This window comes from Paraflavitalea sp. CAU 1676 (assembly GCF_029223285.1).
Classification (GTDB): domain Bacteria; phylum Bacteroidota; class Bacteroidia; order Chitinophagales; family Chitinophagaceae; genus Paraflavitalea.
Window position 1 is genome coordinate 55,089 of record NZ_JARHUJ010000008.1, and the last position, 15,128, is coordinate 70,216.

Annotated in this window: 15 protein-coding genes; 11 read left to right on the forward strand and 4 right to left on the reverse strand. The window is 48.8% G+C overall.

Features of this window, described 5'->3' with window-relative positions; genetic code table 11:
- Window positions 1-45: 45 nt before the first annotated feature.
- The 4 genes from rplO (at window position 46) to P2H89_RS25130 (ending at window position 4,233) form a co-directional block, all read left to right on the forward strand.
- Complete coding sequence (rplO, locus tag P2H89_RS25115; RefSeq protein ID WP_275832211.1) at window positions 46-495, forward strand: 50S ribosomal protein L15; 450 nt, start codon at window positions 46-48, stop codon at window positions 493-495.
- A gap of 179 nt (window positions 496-674) precedes the next feature.
- Window positions 675-2,006: a preprotein translocase subunit SecY gene (secY, locus tag P2H89_RS25120; protein WP_275832213.1), complete on the forward strand. Its 1,332-nt coding sequence runs from the start codon at window positions 675-677 to the stop codon at window positions 2,004-2,006.
- An 80-nt stretch (window positions 2,007-2,086) separates the two neighbouring features.
- Window positions 2,087-2,902: a type I methionyl aminopeptidase gene (gene map / locus P2H89_RS25125; protein ID WP_275832215.1), complete on the forward strand. Its 816-nt coding sequence runs from the start codon at window positions 2,087-2,089 to the stop codon at window positions 2,900-2,902.
- An 83-nt stretch (window positions 2,903-2,985) separates the two neighbouring features.
- Window positions 2,986-4,233, forward strand: coding sequence for an NAD(P)/FAD-dependent oxidoreductase (locus tag P2H89_RS25130; protein ID WP_275832217.1), 1,248 nt, complete (start codon window positions 2,986-2,988; stop codon window positions 4,231-4,233).
- 103 nt (window positions 4,234-4,336) lie between these two features.
- Here the strand turns inward: P2H89_RS25130 and P2H89_RS25135 are convergent, their stop codons facing one another.
- Window positions 4,337-4,792: a DinB family protein gene (locus P2H89_RS25135; RefSeq protein ID WP_275832219.1), complete on the reverse strand. Its 456-nt coding sequence runs from the start codon at window positions 4,790-4,792 to the stop codon at window positions 4,337-4,339.
- Window positions 4,793-5,070: 278 nt separating this feature from the next.
- Between P2H89_RS25135 and rpsA the strand changes: the two genes are divergently transcribed.
- The gene (rpsA, locus tag P2H89_RS25140) at window positions 5,071-6,990 is read left to right on the forward strand and encodes a 30S ribosomal protein S1 (RefSeq protein WP_275832221.1); all 1,920 of its coding nucleotides are present in this window, start codon (window positions 5,071-5,073) and stop codon (window positions 6,988-6,990) included.
- 480 nt (window positions 6,991-7,470) lie between these two features.
- On the opposite strand, the gene hxpB is transcribed toward rpsA, so the two are convergent.
- Window positions 7,471-8,127 carry a hexitol phosphatase HxpB gene (gene hxpB / locus P2H89_RS25145; protein ID WP_275832222.1) on the reverse strand — a complete coding sequence of 219 codons (657 nt, stop codon included), beginning with the start codon at window positions 8,125-8,127 and terminating at the stop codon, window positions 7,471-7,473.
- Between the two features lie 83 nt (window positions 8,128-8,210).
- On the opposite strand from hxpB, the gene P2H89_RS25150 reads away from it, so the two are divergent.
- The 5 genes from P2H89_RS25150 (at window position 8,211) to P2H89_RS25170 (ending at window position 12,018) form a co-directional block, all read left to right on the forward strand.
- Complete coding sequence (locus tag P2H89_RS25150) at window positions 8,211-8,768, forward strand: RNA methyltransferase (RefSeq protein ID WP_275832224.1); 558 nt, start codon at window positions 8,211-8,213, stop codon at window positions 8,766-8,768.
- A gap of 23 nt (window positions 8,769-8,791) precedes the next feature.
- Entirely contained in the window at window positions 8,792-9,736 is a 945-nt protein-coding gene (locus P2H89_RS25155) for a UbiA-like polyprenyltransferase (RefSeq protein WP_275832226.1), read from the forward strand.
- A complete protein-coding gene (gene ruvX, locus P2H89_RS25160) occupies window positions 9,736-10,152 on the forward strand; it encodes a Holliday junction resolvase RuvX (RefSeq protein ID WP_275832228.1) in 417 nt (138 codons plus the stop codon). Before P2H89_RS25155 ends, ruvX begins: the two co-directional genes overlap by 1 nt.
- Window positions 10,153-10,424: 272 nt before the next feature.
- On the forward strand, window positions 10,425-11,003 hold the full coding sequence (gene def, locus P2H89_RS25165) for a peptide deformylase (RefSeq protein ID WP_275832230.1): 579 nt from the start codon (window positions 10,425-10,427) through the stop codon (window positions 11,001-11,003).
- A gap of 82 nt (window positions 11,004-11,085) precedes the next feature.
- On the forward strand, window positions 11,086-12,018 hold the full coding sequence (locus tag P2H89_RS25170; protein ID WP_275832233.1) for a hypothetical protein: 933 nt from the start codon (window positions 11,086-11,088) through the stop codon (window positions 12,016-12,018).
- A gap of 105 nt (window positions 12,019-12,123) precedes the next feature.
- Here P2H89_RS25170 and P2H89_RS25175 read toward each other — a convergent pair whose 3' ends face one another.
- On the reverse strand, window positions 12,124-13,191 hold the full coding sequence (locus P2H89_RS25175; protein WP_275832235.1) for an RluA family pseudouridine synthase: 1,068 nt from the start codon (window positions 13,189-13,191) through the stop codon (window positions 12,124-12,126).
- A 73-nt stretch (window positions 13,192-13,264) separates the two neighbouring features.
- Here P2H89_RS25175 and lipB point away from each other — a divergent pair, with 73 nt between their 5' ends.
- The gene (gene lipB, locus P2H89_RS25180; RefSeq protein WP_275832237.1) at window positions 13,265-14,071 is read left to right on the forward strand and encodes a lipoyl(octanoyl) transferase LipB; all 807 of its coding nucleotides are present in this window, start codon (window positions 13,265-13,267) and stop codon (window positions 14,069-14,071) included.
- Between the two features lie 73 nt (window positions 14,072-14,144).
- Here the strand turns inward: lipB and P2H89_RS25185 are convergent, their stop codons facing one another.
- On the reverse strand, window positions 14,145-15,089 hold the full coding sequence (locus P2H89_RS25185) for a hypothetical protein (RefSeq protein ID WP_275832239.1): 945 nt from the start codon (window positions 15,087-15,089) through the stop codon (window positions 14,145-14,147).
- Window positions 15,090-15,128 lie beyond the last annotated feature (39 nt).

The window sequence follows — 15,128 nt, forward strand, 5'->3', positions numbered from 1 at the left end:
TTGTAAAGCGAGGGGAGATTCCCCGTTGAGTTAAAATCAGAAAACATGAAATTACATCAGATCAAGCCCGCAGAAGGCGCAACGCATAAAGAGAAAAGATTAGGTCGTGGTGAAGCATCCGGTAAGGGTGGTACTTCTACAAAAGGTAACAAGGGTGGTCAAAGCCGCGCTGGTTATCAACGTAAGAACGCCCATGAAGGTGGTCAGATGCCTATTCAGCGTCGTTTGCCAAAACGTGGTTTTACTAATATAAACAGGGTTGAATACAAAGTATTTAACCTCGGTCAGGTAGATCACCTGGTTGAAAAGTATGAACTGAAAGAATTCAGCCTGGAGAACCTGTACATCAATGGACTGGTTAGCCGCACCGACCTGGTAAAAGTATTGGGAAATGGTGAGCTGAAGAGTAAAGTGACTTTCAAGGTTAACGCCGTAAGTGATAAAGCCAAGGCTTCGATCGAAGCTGCCGGTGGTACAGTGGAAATTGTAAAGTAATTTTCCGTAACTTGCAAGGACGCATGGTAGCATGCGTCTTTTTTGTATAACAAAGCATTGTAGTTAACCAGCTTAATATCGGTACAGCAGGTTTGCCATAAGGGATTGAATGGTCTTTTTAAGCAAACCTGTTTGTGGTTTTCCAAAACTGAGGCCATCATAAAAAATTTCTGGATTCCGTGAAAAAATTCATACAAACCCTGAAGAATATCTGGAGTATTGAGGAACTGAAGAGCAAGATCCTGGTGACCATTACTCTGATAGCCGTATATCGCCTCGGCACCCATATCGTACTGCCGGGTATTGATCCCACAAAGATCAATACAGCTGCCTCTGGTGGTGGAATCCTCGGGCTGATCGATGCCTTTGCCGGTGGCGCCTTCTCACAGGCTTCTATCCTGGCCCTCGGTATCATGCCTTACATCTCCGCTTCTATCTTCATGCAGTTGATGACCATTCTCTATCCCCCATTCCAGAAAATGCAAAAAGAAGGAGAGAGTGGCCGTAAAAAAATTAACCAGTACACCCGTTACCTCACTGTTGCTGTAGCCATCCTGCAGGCCAGCGCTTACGTGGCGTTCCTGCACCAGACCAATAAAGAAGCAATGATCGATGCTTATGCTTCTTATTTCTGGTTGTCTACAACCATCATCCTCAGTGCCGGCACCCTCTTCGTAATGTGGCTGGGTGAAAGGATCACTGATAAAGGTTTGGGTAATGGTAGCTCCGTGATCATCATGGTGGGTATCCTTGCCCGTCTTCCCCAGGCGATCATGCAGGAGTGGCAATCGAAAGTTACCGGCGGCAGCGGCCGTGGTATCCTCTTCTTCGTAATTGAAGTAGCAGTACTCGTAGCCATTATCATGGGCCTCATCATCCTGATCCAGGGTGTACGTAAAATACCGGTTCAATACGCTAAGCAAATTGTTGGTAACCGCCAGTTTGGTGGTGCCCGCCAGTTCCTCCCCATCAAGGTGAACAGTGCTGGTGTAATGCCCATCATCTTCGCGCAAGCGATTATGTTCCTGCCTACGCTGTTGTCGAATTTCGATTCTACACGCGGCCTGGCCCGGGTATTCGGCGACCATAGCAATTTCTGGTATATGTTGATCTACGCTGTAATGGTAATTGGTTTTACCTTCCTTTACACAGCCCTGATCTTCAACCCCAAGCAGATCGCAGACGACCTGAAACGCAACAACGGCTTTATCCCCGGCGTAAAACCCGGTCAGCCCACTGCCGATTATATCGGTGCAGTGATGGACAAGATCACCCTTCCCGGTGCGGTATTACTCGCCGTGGTTGGTATCCTGCCCGGTTTTGCACAACGTCTGCAGGTTCAGCCTTCATTCTCTTCCTTCTTCGGCGGTACGTCACTGCTGATCATGGTAGGTGTGATCCTGGATACACTGCAACAAATTGAGACCCAATTGTTGATGCGTCAATACGATGGTTTGATGAAGAGTGGACGCGTACAAGGCCGTCAGACGGTTTCGCCTGCATCCTTGTAATAAATCATCATACAACATTAAAACCTGGCAGCTGTTATATAGCTGTCAGGTTTTCTTTTAAACAATAGATTTTATTAAGCATGGTGCATATTAAAACTCCGGCAGAGGTGGAACTGATGCGGCACAGCGCATTACTGGTAAGCGCCACTCTGGCCGAGATTGCCAAAGTTATTCGCCCCGGGATCACTACGCTTTCACTCGATAAAACCATCGGTGAAATGATCCGTGATCATGGTGGCATCCCCTCCTTCCTCAATTTCCATGGCTATCCCTTCAATTCCTGTATATCGGTAAATGATGTGGTGGTGCATGGTTTTCCCAACGAGAAAGAACTGAAGGACGGTGATATCATTTCCGTGGACATCGGTATCGTGAAGAATGGTTACCATGGCGACCACGCGTATACATTCGCTATTGGCGATGTAAAGCCCGAAGTGCTTCAACTGATCCGTGTAACCAAGGAATCACTCTTCAAAGGCATTGAACAGGCTATTGCCGGAAACCGCATCGGCGATATCGGCGCAGCCATCCAGGAGCATACCGAAAAGAAATACGGTTATGGTGTAGTGCGTGAATTGGTGGGGCATGGATTGGGCAAAAGCCTGCACGAAGATCCGCAGGTACCCAACTACGGCAAACGGGGTGCAGGCGCCAAGCTGAAAGAAGGTACAGTGCTGGCCATCGAACCCATGATCAATATGGGTAAGAAAGAAGTGTATACCGAGTCGGACGGCTGGACGGTACGTACCATCGACGGTACTGCCTCAGTTCATTTCGAACACGATGTATGCGTGCAGAAGAACAAGGCCGATATCCTGTCAGACTATAGCATTATCGAAGCTGCTGAAAAGGCCAATAGTCACCTGGTGACCAGCGAGCCTGTGCTGGTGGCATAATTATGATCACATTTCGCATGTAGATATTTTAAAAGGAACCCTCTTACCGGAGGGTTTTCTTTTAGGTAAACGACCTAAACAATATGGCTGGCAATAAAAAAAGACTGGTAGTGGTGGGCGGCGGTGCCGCGGGTTTCTTCTGTGCAGTGAATGCTGCGAGGATGCATCCCGGCCTGGAAGTGATTATCGTGGAGAAGACGAACAAGGTATTGTCGAAGGTAAGGGTGTCGGGTGGGGGCAGGTGCAACGTAACGCATGCGTGCTTTTCCATTGCCGATATGGTGCGCAGGTATCCGCGCGGAACCAATTTTCTCAAGAAGTCCTTTCACCATTTTTTTACGACCAATACGATTGAATGGTTCAAGGAACGCGGCGTGGCCTTGAAAACCGAAGAGGATGGCCGCATGTTCCCGGTGACCGATTCTTCGCAAACCATCATCGATTGTTTGATGCGGGAAGTAAACAAGTATGGCATTGAAGTATGGATGTCGGCAGAAGTTCAGCGTATCCAACAACACGAAGGCCGGTTCCAGCTTACGTTTGCGAGTGGGAAGGAGTTGACTGCCGATTACGCGTGCATCGCATGCGGAGGATATCCCAAAACAGTTATGTTCGATTGGCTCAAGACATCGGGCCACAGCATAGAAGAGCCGGTACCTTCCTTGTTCACGTTCAATATGCCAGGTAACCCCATCACACAACTGATGGGTGTATCCGTACCGTCTGTGCAGATAAAGATCACCGGTAGTAAGCTCAGTGCAGAGGGGCCGGTATTGATCACCCACTGGGGACTTAGCGGACCTGCGGTGTTGCGCTTATCGGCCTGGGGGGCCAGGGACCTCGCGGCCGGTCATTACTCTTTCTCCATTGTACTCAACTGGCTGCCAGACTATAATGAGAACAGTATGCGGGAGCACCTGCAGGCGCTACGTTTTGAACTGGCTGCCCAAAAGATCAGCAACCGCAATCCCTTTGGTTTGCCGCAGCGACTGTGGGATTATTTACTGGAGCAGTCGGGGATCAATGGCGATATCCGCTGGGCCGATGTGCCGGCGAAAGAACAGAACAAACTGGTAAAGCAATTGTGTGCGCAGGAGTTTGCGGTAAAGGGCAAAACGACGTTCAAGGATGAGTTTGTGACGGCAGGCGGTATCAGGCTGGCCGAGGTAGATGCCAATACCATGGAGAGTAAATTGTTGCCGGGACTATATTTCGCGGGAGAGATACTTGATGTGGATGGAATTACCGGGGGCTTCAACTTTCAGCATGCCTGGACCAGTGGTTACCTGGCGGCGGTTTCGATTGCGCGGAAGGAAGGCGCGCAGACCTGAAGGAATTGCAATAAGAGGATGGCACAGCAGGTTGCGGGATAACCGTGGCGTAGCCAAAAAAAGAAAGGTTTGATGCGAAGCACCAAACCTTTATAGAATTGGATTAAGCCGGTTGCTGGGCCAATAATCTTCTGTGGTAGTTGATCTGACCGATGTGGTAGTTCAGGTGTGCCAGGAGGTACACGAGAAAATACTCGGTGTTGACCATTTCGCCGTTGATGGGCAGGGGATAATTGTTGTCGAGTTGTCTTCTGCTAACCTGCTCGAGGGTATCCTTCACTGCTTTTCTGGCTTCATCAATTTCGTTGAGCAGCTTTGCTTTTACGATGTTCTTTACTTTGAACTCTGCTTCGCGGTTGCGTACATAACCCGATTCGTTCAATACAGCCCCCAGGAAATGCTGGAGGTTACCTGTAAGGTGCAAACATAGGTTGCCGCCGCTGTTGTTAACGCCATCCTTAACTACCCACAAGCTCGCATCATCGGGGTATTGATTGATTTCTTCTGTCAGTTTGTTAAGGCCTTCCTCAAATAGCTGGATTAAAACCGGTGTGATCATTGTTGACGGTTGGTATAAAAAGGGTTCAAAAATAGCAGAAAACTGTGTGTTGTGAAATGTTTTGCAGAAAAATAATAATCAACATTTTGCTTATACATCCGCATAAGGGCATTGTAGCTACTGCTTTGCTGCCACAAAGGTATCCTGTTTTTGCACATTGATCGTAAAAGATTGCGATTGAAGTCTTTATTGAGGCAAAAAAACGATAAAAACCCGCGCCCATTCAGCATTTTGGCGTATCTTTGCAGCCCGGAATTAAAACCCTCCGGGATTCTATCATGTTTCAAAATTTAATTGTTAAACAACTAAACGCTGATGCACAGGAGTCTTCTTCCGCACCTGCTGAAGAGACTACAGCGACAACAACTGCACCTGTGGCGGCTCAGTATGTAGAAGATACATCTGCGCATGATGATTTCGACTGGAGCATTGACAAGCGTAATGTAGCTACTTACAGCAAGGAAGAAAAGCTGAAGTATGATGCAGTGTACGAAGGTACTTTCAAAGCAGTTACCGACGGTGAGCTCGTAAAAGGCCTGGTGGTTGCCATGACTAAGACAGACGTGGTGATCAACATTGGTTTCAAGAGTGATGGTCTGGTTTCCCTGAACGAATTCCGTGACCTGGTGAACCTGAAAACAGGTGATGAGGTTGAAGTGATGGTCGTTGAGAAGGAAGACCGGGATGGTCACCTGAACCTGAGCCGCAAGCAAGCACGTATCACTCGTGCCTGGGAGCGTATCGTGGAAGTTCACAAAACTGGCGAAGTTATTACCGGTACAGTTACTTCTAAAACTAAGGGTGGTCTTATCGTTGATGTATTTGGTATGGAAACGTTCCTGCCAGGTTCTCAGATCGATGTTAAGCCTGTAACTGATTACGATCAGTTTGTAGGTAAGACCATGGAGTTCAAGGTTGTGAAGATCAACGAAGCGATCAAGAACGCTGTAGTATCTCACAAGGCACTCATCGAGAGCGATATCGAAGCACAACGTGCAGAGATCATGAGCAAGCTCGAGAGAGGCCAGGTACTGGAAGGTACTATCAAGAATATCACCGATTTCGGTGCGTTCATGGACCTCGGTGGTCTGGACGGTCTGCTGTATATCACCGATATCAGCTGGGGACGTATCAGCCATCCGAGCGAAGTACTGAAACTCGATCAGAAGCTGAAAGTGGTGGTATTGGATTTCGACGACGAGAAGAAACGTATCAGCCTCGGCCTGAAGCAACTGACTCCTCACCCATGGGATATTCTGCCCGAAAACGTGCATGAAGGTTCTGTAGTGAAGGGTAAAGTTGTAAACATCGAAGATTACGGTGCATTCCTCGAGATCATGCCTGGTGTAGAAGGTCTGGTTCACGTAAGTGAGATCACCTGGGCTAACACGCCGATCAATGCGAAGGAATTCTTCAAATTGGGCGATGAGTACGAAGCGAAGATCGTTACCCTCGATAAGGGCAGCCGCAAAATGAGCTTGTCTATCAAGCAAATGAGCGAAGATCCCTGGAGCACTATCGAAACTAAGTTCCCTGAAGGAAGCCGTCATACCGGCCTGGTGAAGAACATCACTCCTTACGGTGTGTTTGTTGAACTGGCTCCTGGTATCGGTGGTATGATCCACATCAGTGACCTGAGCTGGCTGAAGCGCTTCAACCATCCTTCAGAGTACACTAAAGTTGGTAGCAACATCGACGTAGTGATCCTCGGTATCGATAAAGAAAACCGCAAACTGCAACTCGGACACAAACAACTGGAAGAAGATCCCTGGAATGCACTGCAAGACACATTTGCTGTTGGATCAGTGCATGAAGGAACCGTTATCCGCCGCGACGACAAGGGTGGTATCGTTCAGTTGCCTTACGGCCTCGAAGGATTTGCGCCTAACCGTCACCTGAGCAAGGAAGATGGTAAGAGCATGGGTGCCGACGAAACTGCACAATTCATGGTGATCGAATTCGATCGCAATGAAAAGCGCATCGTTGTATCGCACACACGCATCTGGGAGCAATCCAAGATAGAAGAGAAAGAAGCTGCCCGCAAGGAAGCTCGCTCCGAAGCCGATAAGACCAAGAAGGCAGTGAAGAATATTCAAGGCAAAGTAGAGAAAGCTACCCTCGGTGATCTGGGTGCTTTGGCTGAGATCAAAGAAAAGCTGAAGCAGGAAGAGAAGCAAGGTGGTGAGACTAAAGAGTAATTGAATCATTCATTACCTGATATAAGCGTTCCGGCCGAAAAGCCGGAACGCTTTTTTTATGCTGCTCCGTTACGGGTAGATGGTTGCTACCTGTATCTTCTAGTAAAATAAAGTAGATAGGCTGGGATATCCTGCAGCTTTATATGCCGGAAATTCGTATCTTACTGTTCCATTTCACAGCAGTATTCCCGATTTAGTAGCAATTCCTGGGTGTCCCCATACCCAACTCTGATTATTAGTATCCCCGCCAATCGTGTATTGATTTTCATTGGGAAGGTCGAAGCTAACTATTCAAAATTTCCTTATGAAAGATGAAAAATTGCAGCCGCTTTATTTGCTGTTGGCGATACTCATGTTGATCTGTTTCTTTCATTGTAGCACGTAGTGCCCGGCAGGTTTGTCCGGCCAGGCGTTGTGTACATGAATGCAAGTAATTGTTGCTAAAACGGGTGAGGCCTGCTACAGCAGGCGTGTATGTATTTAAAGCTCATCCAGCACCTGGTCGTTGAGATCGAGCAGGGAGCCCAATTTAATGTCGGCAGCATCCCATCTTGACTGGTGCTGCTGGTGCCTGGCTGGGATCACAATGCACTTCATCCTGGCTGCTTTTACGGCGATCATCCCATTAAAAGAGTCTTCCAGACAAACACATTCGAGGGGCGAAACTTCCAATGCTTCCGCGCAATTGAGGTATACCTGCGGATGCGGCTTGCCATATTTCAGCTCTTCGGCGGAGGCGATAGCCTGCAGGTATGGATTGATCTGTAGTTTTTCGGCAACTACTTTTACCAGCGCCAGGGGAGAGGAAGTGGCCAGCCCGATCTTGTATCCCTTTTCTTTAAGAAAGGGAAATACTTCCAGCGCGCCGGGCATAGCGATGCCGTGCGTATCTATTTTTTCGATGGCTTTTTGTACGATGGTTAGCTCGGCCTCGAGGGAATGTTTCTTGTCGATATTGAACCAGGTAAACCACCAGTCGACCCATTCTTTCGTGCGCAGCCCTGTGCTGAAATGATATTGCTCATCGGTGAGGCTTACGCCGAAACCGGCGAGTGTTTCTTTCCCTGCTTCTTCCCAGAGGGGTTCAGAATCAATGAGCAGGCCATCCATATCGAAAATAACGGTCGTTGGTTTCATAATACCTGACTTACGTGGTTTTATTGGAGGCCGCAAAAATACAGATGATCGGCGAGTTTCCCCTTCTTTATTACCTTTGCGGGATGCGCAAACTGAGCATGGACGAACTGAACCGTAAATCGGTGGATGAATTCAGGGAGTCGGACAAAATACCCATCATCGTAGTACTGGACAATATTCGCAGCATGCACAATGTGGGCAGTGTATTCCGCACTGCCGATGCCTTCCTGTTGCAGGGCATTTATTTATGCGGGTATACACCGCAACCTCCTCACCGCGATATTCATAAAACGGCCCTGGGGGCTACCGACACGGTTGCCTGGCAGTATTTTGCCAATACCCTGGAGGCGGTGCAGGCGCTCCGCGACGGGGGGTACCGCATCTGGGCGATAGAGCAGGTGGAAAATAGCCAGTCTTTACATCAGTTTGATGACAACCAGAACGGTCCGCTCGCTGTTGTATTTGGCAATGAAGTGAGCGGCGTAGATCCCGATGTGGTGAAAGCCTGCGACGGATGTATTGAGATACCCCAGCTGGGGATGAAGCATTCCCTGAATATATCGGTGGCTGCCGGTATCGTGTTGTGGGAATTGGTGCGTACCAAAATCGACCCGCCAACCGACGGTCATATAGCCTCCTGAACTCAAGCATAGAAAACAGAATTATGTCTACGATAAAGAATTATCTCTCGCTCATAAAGTTCTCACATACCATCTTCGCCATGCCCTTTGCGTTGATTGGGTTTGTGCTGGGCGCAAGGGAACCATTGATAGGTTGGATAATAGAGCTAACACGTGATTATATTCCATCTTCCTGGTCGGGCATCGAGCAGCCCAAGCCAATGTGGCAAACCTTGATCTTGGTAGTGCTTTGCATGGTCTTTGCCCGCAGTGCCGCCATGGCTTTTAACAGGTATCTTGATCGCGAATTCGATGCAAAGAATCCCCGTACTGCGATCCGTGAAATTCCAGCAGGTATATTGAAAGCCGATCGTGTCTTGATGTTTACCATTGTGAATTGCCTCCTGTTTGTGATCATCTGCTGGTTTATCAACCGGATTTGTTTTTACCTCTCACCGGTAGCCTTGTTCGTCGTTCTCTTTTATAGTTACACCAAGCGTTTTACGCCTTTGTGCCACCTGGTTTTGGGAGTAGGATTGTCGTTGGCGCCGATTGGGGCATTCCTCGCGGTGACTGGTCATTTTGAGCTGCTACCGATCCTGTTCTCTTTTGCTGTGGTGTTTTGGGTAAGTGGATTTGATATCATTTACGCCTTGCAGGATGAAGAGTTTGACAGGTCAAACAAATTGCACTCTATTCCAGCATGGCTCGGTAAGGTCCGTGCATTGCGTGTATCGGAAGGTTTGCATGTGCTGAGCGCGGCCTGTGTGATAACCGCCGGATTTGTGGGACATTTCCATTGGTTATACTGGACCGGTATTGCAGTCTTTGTCGGTATGCTGATATACCAACACGCTATCGTCAAGCCCAACGACCTGCGGAGGGTTAATTTAGCTTTCATGACCGCCAATGGTATTGCCAGCGTGGTATTTGCTGTTTTCGTGATTGCTGATCTATTACTAATTTGGCCACCAAATCCTGGAATATAATGGCGCGCATTCTCTCTATAGACTACGGACTTAAACGTACTGGCATTGCAGTTACCGATCCCCTGCAGATCATTGCTTCGGGGCTTACCACTGTTGAATCACCCAAGCTGATCGCTTTTCTCAAAGACTATTTTTCGAAGGAACCGGTGGAACTCATTATCATCGGCGAGCCCAAGAACTGGGATGATACCGATACCCATGCCACACCCTTGGTGAAGAAGGTCATCGAACGGTTGAAAAAGGAGTTTCCCACCATGCCGATCAAAACGGTCGACGAACGATATACCTCCAAGATGGCATCGCAGGCCATGATCGAGATGGGCCTCAAAAAGATGCAGCGCCGGAATAAGGCCCTGGTCGACGAAATTGCGGCCACTATCATGCTGCAGGAATACCTGCAAAGGATAGGCTCCTAAAGACGGTACAGGGCCGGCAGGTGCTGTATGCCTCAACAGCCCGGTCCCGATGAACCGACAGTCAGCCAACCTAAAGTAGCCGCCCGACGGCCTGCCATGCGTCACCCGCCTTCCGCGACCTATACACCCGGCACCTGCTACCCGCCAGCAGCCGTCCCGTGTTACCCGCCAACACATCCCGCTTCCCTTGGGCCAGTTGGCATTTTTGGCGTATATTTGCCCCTCGCATAAGAATTTAACAATCGAATAATCAAGCAATTAAGTATAAGAACATGATCCTTCCCATAGTAGCTTACGGAGCCCCCGTTTTAAGGGTTGTAAGCAAGGACATTACTCCGGAGTACCCCAATCTAGCCAAACTCATCGAGGATATGTGGGAAACCATGTACGCCAGCAATGGGGTAGGGTTGGCTGCACCACAGATCAACCGCGACATCCGCATCTTCGTGGTCGACAGCGCCCAGATCTTCGAAAACCAGGATGAAGATGAAAAAGGCAAATACCCCGACGAACCCGGCATCAAGCAGGTATTCATCAACGCACACATAAAGGAATTGAATGGTAAAGAGTGGGCCTACAACGAAGGTTGCCTCAGCATACCCAAGATCCGCGAAGATGTGAACCGTCCCGAAGAAGTGACGCTTGAATACGTGGATGAGAACTTCGTTGCTCACACCAAAACGTTCAATGGCATCACCGCCCGCGTTATACTGCACGAGTACGATCATATAGAAGGAAAGCTATTCATCGATTACCTGAAACCGCTGAAGCGTAAACTGCTGAAGGGAAAACTCGATGATATCTCCAAAGGGAAAGTAAGGGTCGATTATAAGATGACCTTTGTGAAATAACTTCCTGGTAACATTCCTTAAAAGCAGCACAATTATCACCTACGAAAACACTCCCTCCAACGGGAATAACTATATTACAGGGATGAAGGCACTGGCTTTTTTCCCTGTATTCTTTTTGGTCCTGAGCGCATGGGCACAGAAGGATACGGCCGTTACCGTTAACAATAAAGCAGTAACTCTGAAAGAAGTAGTCGTCAGGAGCAACCTCAATGTGCCCGCCTTTATCGACCGGGTAAAAGAAGACACCACCTTCTATAAAGCCTTCCGCAACCTCAAAGTATTAGGATATACGGCGCTCAACGATATCCGCATGCTGGAGAAAAAAGGAGCAGTTAAAGCAACCCTGCGCAGCCGCACCCAGCAAATAGTTAAAGACACCTGCCGGTGGATGAAAATACTCGAAGAATCCACTACCGGCGACATGTACGATAAGAACCGCAATTTCAATTACTATACCGCCAATCTTTACGCCGGTTTGTTCTTTGCAAAGGATACCATTTGCGGAGAAACCAATATCGTAAGAGGACATGAGTTCAATACACAGAACAAAACCGGCATAGAAAAACACAAGGAGCAGCTGAAAATGCTGTTCTTCAACCCCGGTAAAAAGATCCCCGGCATTCCTTTTATCGGCAACAAGATCGCCGTGTTCGATGACGAAGCGGCCAAACTGTACGATTACATCATCGACATGAACACCTTCAACGGGCAGATGTGTTACATCTTCAAACTCATACCCCGCGCCGACCTTACCAGCAGCGAACGCGACCGGATCGTGATCAATGAAATGACCACCTGGTTCAATATCGATAACTGGGATATAGTAGCCCGTAACTACGACCTCAGCTACAATGCCGGCGTATACCGCTTCGATGTGAACATGGAAGCCGAGATGACACGCTTTGGCGAATACCTCGTGCCCAAAGTACTGCGCTATAACGGCAGCTGGGGCGTAGTGCTCAAGAAGAAAGAAAATGCCGTATTCACCGCTACGCTGTTCGACTTCAAAAAATAAAAAGACCGCCGATCGTTTGAACCCCTCCGGCGCCTAAGCGCTTGTTGAAGTGGTCCTTTGACCTGCGGCCTTTTCAATATGATTTCCTGTTCAGGAACTGCCTGCTTAGATGATGTTCTTTACCTGCACATAATTCCTCCACTTCACGATCAACTGCGCCATATCATCTGGTATTTCACTGTTGAATACCACTTCCTGACGGGTGCGTGGGTGAATGAAGCCCAGTGTCTTGGCATGCAATGCATGACGCGGACAAAGTGCAAAGCAGTTATCTACAAACTGTTTGTATTTGCTGAAAACGGTTCCTTTCACGATCCGGTCGCCACCATATACCTCATCGTTGAAGAGCGGATGGCCGATGTGTTTCATGTGCACGCGTATCTGGTGCGTACGGCCGGTCTCCAGCTCGCATTGAACCATGGTCACGTATCCAAAGCGCTCCAATACTTTGTAATGGGTTATAGCTTCTTTACCATGCTCGCCATCGGGGTAGGCGTCGAAAATCTTACGGAAGCGCTGGTGCCTGCCGATATGTGCATTGATGGTGCCACTGTCTTCGGCAACATCGCCCCACACGAGCGCCACATACTGACGATGTATCGTATGGTTGAAGAATTCCTTGGCCAGACTGCTCACGGCTTTCTCCGTTTTGGCCAATACCATCAGTCCGCTTGTATTTTTATCGATGCGGTGCACCAGTCCAAAGCGGGGCAACACCTCCGTATTGAGGTCGGCGTTTTGCTGCAGCAGGTGCCAGGCCACTCCATTGATGAGGGTACCGCGTGGGTTGCCGCTGGCGGGGTGAACCACCAGACCAACCGGCTTGTTAATGATTAGGATATCGTCATCTTCAAAGAAGATGTTGAGGGGCATCTGTTCGGGAACAATGTCTTCTCCCTGCACTTCCTTATCGGAATACACCACGATCTCCTCACCGGGTTTGATCTTGTGGTTCGATTGTACCTGCTTGCCGTTGATAAGCACCCGGCCGCTTTCGATGGCATGCTGCACCTTGTTGCGGGAAGCATTTTCGATGCGTTGTACCAGGAATTTATCGAGGCGCATGGGCTCCTGACCCCGGTCTACCACCAGGTTCATGCGTTCATAGAGTTCCTCGGACCCTTCCGAACTGTCGTCCAACTCATTATCCAGCTCTATATCTTTTTTGCTCATGGAAACCACTCAATTTGGCGCAAAGGTAAGATATCGGAAGGAGTACTCATAAACACGTAAATTTGCGTTCGCTATGGCCCATTCAGACAAACAGTCCGTCATTTTTGAAGACCTGCAGCGTATGCGCTACCAGGACGCCTGGGACTACCAGGAAAGCCTCCTGAAGGAAAATGTTCGCCGCAAGACCGAAGCCCGCACCAGGGAAGCCGCCACCGTTTCCGAACAGGGTAGTAATGGGTTGGAAATCAATTCTATAAATGATGCTGCTGGTCAGCCCGCAGACCAGTCTACCACTCACCACCTGTTGTTTGTGGAGCACCCGCCGGTGTATACCCTCGGTAAAAGCGGCGACATGGCCAATGTGCTCATCAGCGATGAAGAGCGGGCCGCCCGCAATATCGAGTTCTTCGCCATCAACCGCGGCGGTGATATCACCTTCCACGGCCCCCAGCAATTGGTAGGATATCCCATCCTCGACCTCGAAAGATTTTATACCGACATCGGTAAATACCTCCGTAACCTGGAGGAAGTGATCATCCTCACCATGGCCGAATATGGCCTGAAGGGGGAACGCTCTGCCGGAGAAACCGGCGTTTGGCTCGATACCACCGTGCCCGGCCGGGAACGTAAGATCTGCGCCATGGGCATCCGCTGCAGCCGTTGGATCACTATGCACGGGTTTGCCTTCAACGTCAACACCGACCTCACTTATTTCGATCATATCGTTCCCTGCGGTATCCGCGACAAGCAGGTAACCTCTCTCCAAAAAGAACTGGGTTATGCACCCGACTTCGAAGCCGTGAAACAAAAAGTAAAGAGGAATTTCGAGAAAGTGTTTAATGTAGTGCTCCAGTCTGCAGACAGAACTGTAGAAGCCTAGGCTTTAACCGGACGCCGAAGATGCAGTAAGGGGCTATTCCGGCTCGCACAAGCTTGATCCATGCGCTGGAAGTCTAATCCTTCGGTATAAAGAACTTGTGCAGTTCCTTTTCCTTTCCATCTTCCAGCAGCTCAAACTTGAACCATCCGGCATGGAGGAAATTGGTCTTGTCGACCACCAGGTAAGGTTCCTTGATCTGCTTTACTTCAAAGAGGAAAGTGCCATCGTCTTCAAAGAATTTAACCGCAAAGTTTTTGGTTTTCACATCCGGCAACTGGATCACCACATTACCGGTATTGTCTGAATAAACAAACCTGGAAGGTTTGAAGACGGCCTTTGGTATAAAGGGTTTTAAGAGGATGGTATCTGAATTGCGGAAGGTCATCGTGTCCCTTGTTCTCAATACGATCGAGTCCCTGAACCGGCCCAGCTGTTTTGCCGGCAATAGCCTGATCACGGAGTCCCTTCTTTTGATGATGAAGAAACGCTCGGGTTCGGGGGCGGGTTTGGGTTTCTCTACCGGACTTACCGTTTTAGGTTCTTCCTTCCTGGTAGCTTCCTGTATTTTTTCTTTCAACAACTCTGCTTCTTTGGGCGCCATGTTCTCGGCGATCACCACACGCTGGCGCACATTGTTCTCGGGCATCACTTCTGTTTTCGGTACATAGGCGCTATGGGAGGTGGTATCATAATGCGGTCTTTGCGATTGGGTGAACACATACTTACCACTATCGAGTACAATGAAAAGACGGTAGAACATTTTAGGGTTGGTGCCTTTGGCATCGAGGTAACCATTCTGCGGTACCATTGGGTCGGGTACAGTGAGGATGGTCTTAAACAGCTTGAGGCTATCGAATGAACGCTGAATGCTGATCTGCGAAACTTTGGGATAGGTGTTCGTCCAGCCGATAATGACCTTATCGTTGCCCCTGGTATATGCAGAGAACTTAGGCAAGGTATCCTGTGCAAGGGAGTTTAGTGAGAGCAATAAGAGAGCAAGCGATACGATCCTTGTCATGAGCCTATAACGGATTTTTGGGTGGTTCTATTTTAGTGC

Coding starts and splice junctions, on each gene's coding strand:
- rplO (WP_275832211.1), top strand. CDS start 46: ATGAAATTACATCAGATCAAGCCCGCAGAAGGCGCAACGCATAAAGAG.
- map (WP_275832215.1), top strand. CDS start 2,087: ATGGTGCATATTAAAACTCCGGCAGAGGTGGAACTGATGCGGCACAGC.
- P2H89_RS25130 (WP_275832217.1), top strand. CDS start 2,986: ATGGCTGGCAATAAAAAAAGACTGGTAGTGGTGGGCGGCGGTGCCGCG.
- P2H89_RS25135 (WP_275832219.1), bottom strand. CDS start 4,792: ATGATCACACCGGTTTTAATCCAGCTATTTGAGGAAGGCCTTAACAAA.
- rpsA (WP_275832221.1), top strand. CDS start 5,071: ATGTTTCAAAATTTAATTGTTAAACAACTAAACGCTGATGCACAGGAG.
- hxpB (WP_275832222.1), bottom strand. CDS start 8,127: ATGAAACCAACGACCGTTATTTTCGATATGGATGGCCTGCTCATTGAT.
- P2H89_RS25150 (WP_275832224.1), top strand. CDS start 8,211: ATGCGCAAACTGAGCATGGACGAACTGAACCGTAAATCGGTGGATGAA.
- P2H89_RS25155 (WP_275832226.1), top strand. CDS start 8,792: ATGTCTACGATAAAGAATTATCTCTCGCTCATAAAGTTCTCACATACC.
- ruvX (WP_275832228.1), top strand. CDS start 9,736: ATGGCGCGCATTCTCTCTATAGACTACGGACTTAAACGTACTGGCATT.
- def (WP_275832230.1), top strand. CDS start 10,425: ATGATCCTTCCCATAGTAGCTTACGGAGCCCCCGTTTTAAGGGTTGTA.
- P2H89_RS25170 (WP_275832233.1), top strand. CDS start 11,086: ATGAAGGCACTGGCTTTTTTCCCTGTATTCTTTTTGGTCCTGAGCGCA.
- P2H89_RS25175 (WP_275832235.1), bottom strand. CDS start 13,191: ATGAGCAAAAAAGATATAGAGCTGGATAATGAGTTGGACGACAGTTCG.
- lipB (WP_275832237.1), top strand. CDS start 13,265: ATGGCCCATTCAGACAAACAGTCCGTCATTTTTGAAGACCTGCAGCGT.
- P2H89_RS25185 (WP_275832239.1), bottom strand. CDS start 15,089: ATGACAAGGATCGTATCGCTTGCTCTCTTATTGCTCTCACTAAACTCC.